Raw genomic sequence first — 5,972 nt, 5'->3', positions numbered from 1 at the left:
CGTACTGAATGTGAACAAGCAGGTCTACGATGTGCGGGGCCAGCTTCAGATCAGCACACCCAAGACGAAGAACTCCGTCCGCAAGATCGTCCTGCCGCCCGCCGTGGTGACGGTACTGCGGGAGTACAAAAAGACGGTAGACTCTCGCTGGATGTTCCCGTCTCCGGTGAAGGAGGACTGTCCCATCACCCCTGGCGTGGTGCGCCGCAGACTACAGCTCATCTTGGAACACGCAGGGTGCAAGCATGTGCGCTTCCATGACTTGCGCCATACCTTCGCAACGCTGGCGCTGGAGAACGGCATGGATGTCAAGACCCTCTCTGCCATGCTGGGGCATGTGTCAGCAGCTACCACGCTGGATATCTATACTCACATCACCGACGATATGCAACGCACGGCCGCCGCCAACATCGACCGCGGCATCGGCAAAGCAGCGCCGCAGGAGGACGCTTCAGAGCCGGGGCAGGAAACTGCCCCGGCCCAAGCGGAAAAGCCGAGTATGACCGACTTCAAGCCCTATGCGGGCCGCAAGCGCAAGTCAGGCACCGGTTGCGTCAGCCAGATCAACGACCACCTGTTTGAAGGCCGCTATTCTCCTAAATGGCCCGATGGCAAAAAGCACGCCCGCAATGTCTATGCCCATACCCGCGAGGAGTGCGAGGAGAAGCTGAAGGTGTTGATTGAGGAGACGAAAGCCGAACTGGTAGAGCTGAAGCGGCAAAAAGCGGAGGGGGCTCTTCCTCCACAGGAGCTGGAGAAGGGTAAGAAGAGAGGTGGGAAGGTAAGGAAAGCGAGCAAATAATAGTAGACACCGAGCGAGGTACCAAATGATCGGTACCTCATTCGGTGCTTATTGTTTCATGGTAAAACAATAGGGAATCACTGTTTTTGTTATTGCGGTGAAATGCGGACACAAAACGAGGAGTTGACTTATTGTGTGAATTGAATATAATTATAGTGGGGTGGTTTAATGAACTTGCTACATGTGTTCGCAACCAATCTTAAGTGCTATCGTAACGAAAAAGGTTTATCACAAAGAGAGTTTGCGGATTTAGCAGGATTGCATCGTACATATATTAGTGCCGTTGAACGAGAACGCCGAAGCATTGCCCTTTATAATATTGAAAAGATAGCTTCTGCACTAAACATAGAGGCGTACTTATTGTTTGTTGATCATGAAAGTGATTCATAAGGAGGTGAATTCATATGCCGATCGCTGCATTGGATTTGTTTTGTGGTATAGGGGGACTGACGCATGGACTTCAATTATCAGGTATTCCTGTTATTGCCGGATTTGACATAGATGACTCTTGCAGATATGCATATGAAGCTAATAATGCCTCTGAATTCGTCGTTGCAGATGTTGCCAACCTCCAAGGACAAGATCTTTTGGATTACTACCCGGTTAATACAACAAAGATCCTCGTAGGTTGTGCACCTTGTCAGCCATTTTCCAAATATACCCAAAGGTATCGAAAAGAAGGTCACACCGGGAATAAATGGAGATTGTTGGATTCGTTTGCAAGACTGGTACATGAGCTTCATCCTGAGATGGTATCTATGGAAAACGTCCCTGAACTATCAGGGCAATCTGTTTTCCATGATTTTGTTCGTGCATTGGAAGCAGAACATTACCATGTCGCATGGGAGGTAGTATATTGCCCTGATTATGGTGTATCTCAGGGTAGAAAACGACTTGTTTTATTAGCTTCGCGTTTGGGAGAAATACGATTGATCCCACCAATTTTTCGACCAGACAATTATCTTACAGTACGAGATGTAATAGGAAATCTTCCTCCTATTTTAGCAGGACAGGCAGATGACAATGATCCACTCCATTGTGCATCGCAATTATCTGCCATAAATCTGGTGCGCATAGCACATTCTGTGCCTGGAGGGACTTGGCGAGATTGGCCGGAAGATCTTCAACTTGAATGTCACAAAAAGAACTCTGGCAGTACATATCCGTCTGTATATGGACGGATGTCATGGGACGAACCTGCGCCAACAATTACGACTCAGTTTTATGGGTACGGTAATGGTCGATTCGGTCATCCTGAGCAAGATCGTGCATTGTCTATTCGAGAAGGCGCAATGTTACAATCGTTTCCTGCAGACTATGACTTCGTTGCTCCGAACGAAAGAATTAGTAAGCGTGAGCTCGGTATTCATATTGGAAATGCTGTTCCTGTTAATCTTGGGGTTGCGATAGGACTAAGTCTTCAAAACCATGCACGGGAGGTCGGAATTGATGTCTAAGCGTAAATATATTACTGAGGATCAGCGGTTAACAGCTGATGCACAAATTAAATCTTTGCAACGACAGATTAACTATGATACCAAAGATTACACAGTAGAGCTTGTGGTTCAAAAATTTAAAAAAGATGAGTTTTTCATTCCGGATTACCAAAGAGGGTTTGTTTGGAAAGAAAAGAATAAGTCTTCGTTCATTGAGTCTGTTTTGCTTGGGCTGCCCATTCCGTTCATGTTTTTTGCCGACTGTGAAGATGGAAAGTTGGAGATTATTGACGGAGCTCAAAGGGTGCAAACTTTGGTGGCTTTTGTGACTGGTAAGCTTGTCCTGTCTCAATTACCAAAGCTAAGCGCTCTGCATGGATTTAGATTTGACGATCTATCGGAGGCGCAAAAGAGGCGCTTTTGGAATAGGCCCCTTCGTATTGTAGTATTGGAAGAATCAACGCCTAAAGATGTTCGCCAAGATATTTTTAATCGAATTAATACCTCGGGAATAAAAGCTAAAGAATCTGAAATTCGCCGGGGCTCTTATCCCGGTCGTTTGACAGACTATATTGATGCATGTTCTGCGAATGAGCGATTTGTTAAACTATGTCCAGTTACTGATGCCCAAGAAATACGGAGGGAGCGCTTCGAGCTATTATTGCGCTTCTTTGCCTATTCGAATTGTTATTTGGAATTTGACCACGCAGTAAAAGATTTCTTAGATGAATTCTTGATCAAGAATCAAGATACCTTTGATGAGGCTGCATACACTTCTGAGTTTACCGCAGTTTTGACCTTTGTAGAAAATAACTTCCCCTTTGGTTTTGCAAAGACGAAGACCTCCAAAATAACGCCAAGAGTACGATTTGAAGCGCTCTCAGTCGGGGTTGCACTTGCTTTGCGCCAAAATCCCACTTTGACGGTTTCGAACGTCGATTGGATGAAATCGGATGAATTCAGACGCTTAACAACATCAGATGCCAGCAATAACCAAGGAAAGCTTAAAGAGCGTGTTGAATATGTTCGCGATCAGCTATTAAAGGATGCGTTACCCAATGAATAACACATTCATTCTATTTGAAGATAGAAAGGCAGAAATAGAGTTCTACTACTCTATCATGCTGGACATTGAAAACAATACAGGAAAAATTCAAACTATTGATAACTCAAAATTTTTCCGTATCTTAAAGTCCAATTTTCTGCTTATGCTTTACAATTTGGTAGAAGCTTGTGTCGTAAGTGGGATGTTGGAAATCTATGAGAGTCTTAAGCAAAGCCAAAGTGGGTACAATGAACTGATTGAAGAGATCCAAAGCCTGTGGTCGAAATATAAAATCGGTGAGATCTACAAAAGCTCGGGAACTCGATCTTCTTACGAAAAAGGCGTACGAGAAATTATTGCACAGGTTATTACAGATGAACCGGTGTTTCTGAATCGAGCGGCTCTTGAGATTAGTGGAAACTTAGATGCGCGGAGGATAAAAAATCTCTGTGATAAACATTGTATCCGTTATGTTGCTTCTGATGACGATGGATGCCTTAAAACGGTTAAAGAGAAACGGCAAAATCTTGCCCACGGAGACGAATCCTTTGGAGATTGTGCCCGCGACATGACGCTTAGCCAGTTAGAACATATTAAGGATGAAGTTATCCGGTTTATTGGTTCGATTTTAAACGGTATGAAAAACTATTACGATAATAAACTCTATCTTAGAGAGCCCGAAAAGAAAAAGAAGAAAGCAAGCAAATGTTGACTCTGTAAGCAAAATGAGGAAAACCGTAAAATCGCCGATGTAGTTGCGGGAGAATTTCTGCCACATCGGCGATTATACATTACCTGAGGATTTGATTTAGGAGAAACTTATGGTCAAGGGTTTTATTCACTATAAAGACGCCAGAATTCCGTTTGTTATACAGGATTATAGAATGGATTTGTTTACCGACGATTCTATTCTTAATGCGTTTATAGAGGAATATAATTTCCGGACTGACTATGTATTAACTGGAGAGTGTTTTGATTCGGGCTCCATTTCTCGAAAAATAATTTTAAATGTTGAGAGAACAATGGGTAGTACCTGTTATCTAAACTGCTTCCTAATTAATCAAATTGGTTACGATAGCCGGTTTGATTCCGTCACGTTCAAATCTGACTTGCTGGATTGTATTTTCCAATATAAGTATAACTACTTAGATATTGCGAGATCGGGGACCAATCTCTCTGCTGAAACTAAAGAAGTGTATCGAATTCCGTTTTCAATTGATAACAAATATTATGAACTGAAATACATTATTGGGCATCAGCAGCAGTTAGGGCTTTTAGAAAGTTTCGAAATGTCTGGAAAAGCTGTTGTTTCGTTGAATTCTACTGACATAAGAGAATGCTATAAAATCGTCATATTACTTGAGAGGTTCATGAAGTTTATTTCTAACTCATCGGATGTATACTTTCGACGTATTACTTTTACTGATGGAGTACGTCCTGCAGCATTCTTTTATTGTAAATCTGTTTCCGAAAAATCATCAGGGGGAATGGATGTTTTTTATCATGATTTCAATGTGATGAAATATGTTCCGAAAATCATTGAAAATCTTGCAAAGGAACTCGGAAATAGAATTACTGAAAGCGTGACATTGGGACACATTGAAAATTACGAATCGATGTTTACTCCCCAACGCTTCATTGAGCAAATCATGGCGTTTGAATACTTGTTTGAAAAATTAGAACCCGAAAAGGCCAAGCAGCGAAATTTCCACTTGATTGATGAATTGGAACTGATGCTCGGAGTTTTTCCAGATGTTATTGCTGGAGTTCGTAAAAGCACCCGTAAAATTGCGGACGAAATCAAAAACTTACGGGTAGATATTGTACATGGGCATGCATACTATTACGATTTTGCCAATGATCACAATATTCAGTATTATATGCTAATGCTTGATAAGTTGATTGAACGCATGAACTTAAAGCTTGTAGGTTTTAACGATGAGGAAATAAAGACTTTTTGCTCTTATTAATGGTTGCTTACTATTTTCTGCGCTCATGCAATAGAAGTGGCCGGTGACAAACATGAATCATTAAAAGGGGCCTCACCCCCTGCGCCGCAATAGACAAAGAATAAGAAAATCCCTCTGAAATCAACGATTTCAGAGGGGTTTTGGTCCGAGTAGTGCGGCTCGAACGCACGGTCTCCTGGTCCCAAACCAGGCGCGATACCAACTTCGCTATACCCGGATATTTACTTTTCTCCATGATACCACGGAGAACGGTAAAAATAAAGTTTTTTCTGTCTGTGGTCATTTATGTGGTCTAAGCCGCTTTTATGGCACTTTCGGCAATCGGGGGAAATCCTGCAAACGCAGGTGTCGCAAGGCTTTGCGGCGTTTCGCCTCACCCTATCCCGGATACAACCACGGCGCTCCCAAAGCAGGCGCGCTACCAACTGCGCTACACCCGGTTATTCAGTTTTTTATCCGGCTGGTCGTATTCTCCCAAAGCTAGCGCTCTACCAAACTGAGCTACGCCCGGGGATATTGCCCTAATATTATACACGGGACGGGGGAGAAATGCAAGCTTTTCTGCGGCTGAGATCACAATTCCCTTTACGGGCGTGCGAAAATCTGGTATAATGCAGGAAAACGAGAATGGATCCGGGAGAGAATCACCATGAGAATGAGAAAAAGACAGAATCTTGCGCCGCGGATGGAGGCCTGCCGGTCGGTATGGCTGGGGGAGG

The 5,972-nt window shown here is 43.4% G+C and carries 6 protein-coding genes and 1 tRNA gene; 6 read left to right on the top strand and 1 reads right to left on the bottom strand.

What is annotated here, in order from left to right; genetic code table 11:
• From QZ135_RS24270 to QZ135_RS24245, 6 genes are all read left to right on the top strand, one after another.
• Nucleotides 1-802 (top strand): site-specific integrase (locus QZ135_RS24270; RefSeq protein ID WP_294615624.1); only part of this gene is annotated, 802 nt, incomplete at its 5' end.
• A gap of 168 nt (nt 803-970) precedes the next feature.
• Nucleotides 971-1,192, top strand: a complete 222-nt coding sequence (locus QZ135_RS24265; RefSeq protein WP_294615623.1) for a helix-turn-helix transcriptional regulator — start codon at nt 971-973, stop codon at nt 1,190-1,192.
• A gap of 14 nt (nt 1,193-1,206) precedes the next feature.
• A complete protein-coding gene (locus tag QZ135_RS24260) occupies nt 1,207-2,259 on the top strand; it encodes a DNA cytosine methyltransferase (protein ID WP_294615622.1) in 1,053 nt (350 codons plus the stop codon).
• Nucleotides 2,252-3,304: a DUF262 domain-containing protein gene (locus QZ135_RS24255; protein WP_294615621.1), complete on the top strand. Its 1,053-nt coding sequence runs from the start codon at nt 2,252-2,254 to the stop codon at nt 3,302-3,304. Before QZ135_RS24260 ends, QZ135_RS24255 begins: the two co-directional genes overlap by 8 nt.
• The gene (locus tag QZ135_RS24250; protein WP_294615620.1) at nt 3,297-3,995 is read left to right on the top strand and encodes an MAE_28990/MAE_18760 family HEPN-like nuclease; all 699 of its coding nucleotides are present in this window, start codon (nt 3,297-3,299) and stop codon (nt 3,993-3,995) included. The genes QZ135_RS24255 and QZ135_RS24250 overlap by 8 nt, the downstream gene beginning before the upstream one ends.
• A 172-nt stretch (nt 3,996-4,167) precedes the next feature.
• On the top strand, nt 4,168-5,253 hold the full coding sequence (locus QZ135_RS24245; RefSeq protein WP_294615619.1) for a hypothetical protein: 1,086 nt from the start codon (nt 4,168-4,170) through the stop codon (nt 5,251-5,253).
• Nucleotides 5,254-5,394: 141 nt separating this feature from the next.
• Here QZ135_RS24245 and QZ135_RS24240 read toward each other — a convergent pair.
• Nucleotides 5,395-5,470 (bottom strand) — tRNA-Pro (locus QZ135_RS24240).
• Nucleotides 5,471-5,972 lie beyond the last annotated feature (502 nt).

Origin of the sequence: uncultured Bacteroides sp., from assembly GCF_905207245.1 — a bacterium.
GTDB lineage: Bacteria > Bacteroidota > Bacteroidia > Bacteroidales > Bacteroidaceae > Bacteroides.
This window is presented reverse-complemented; position numbering and strand designations above follow the sequence as displayed.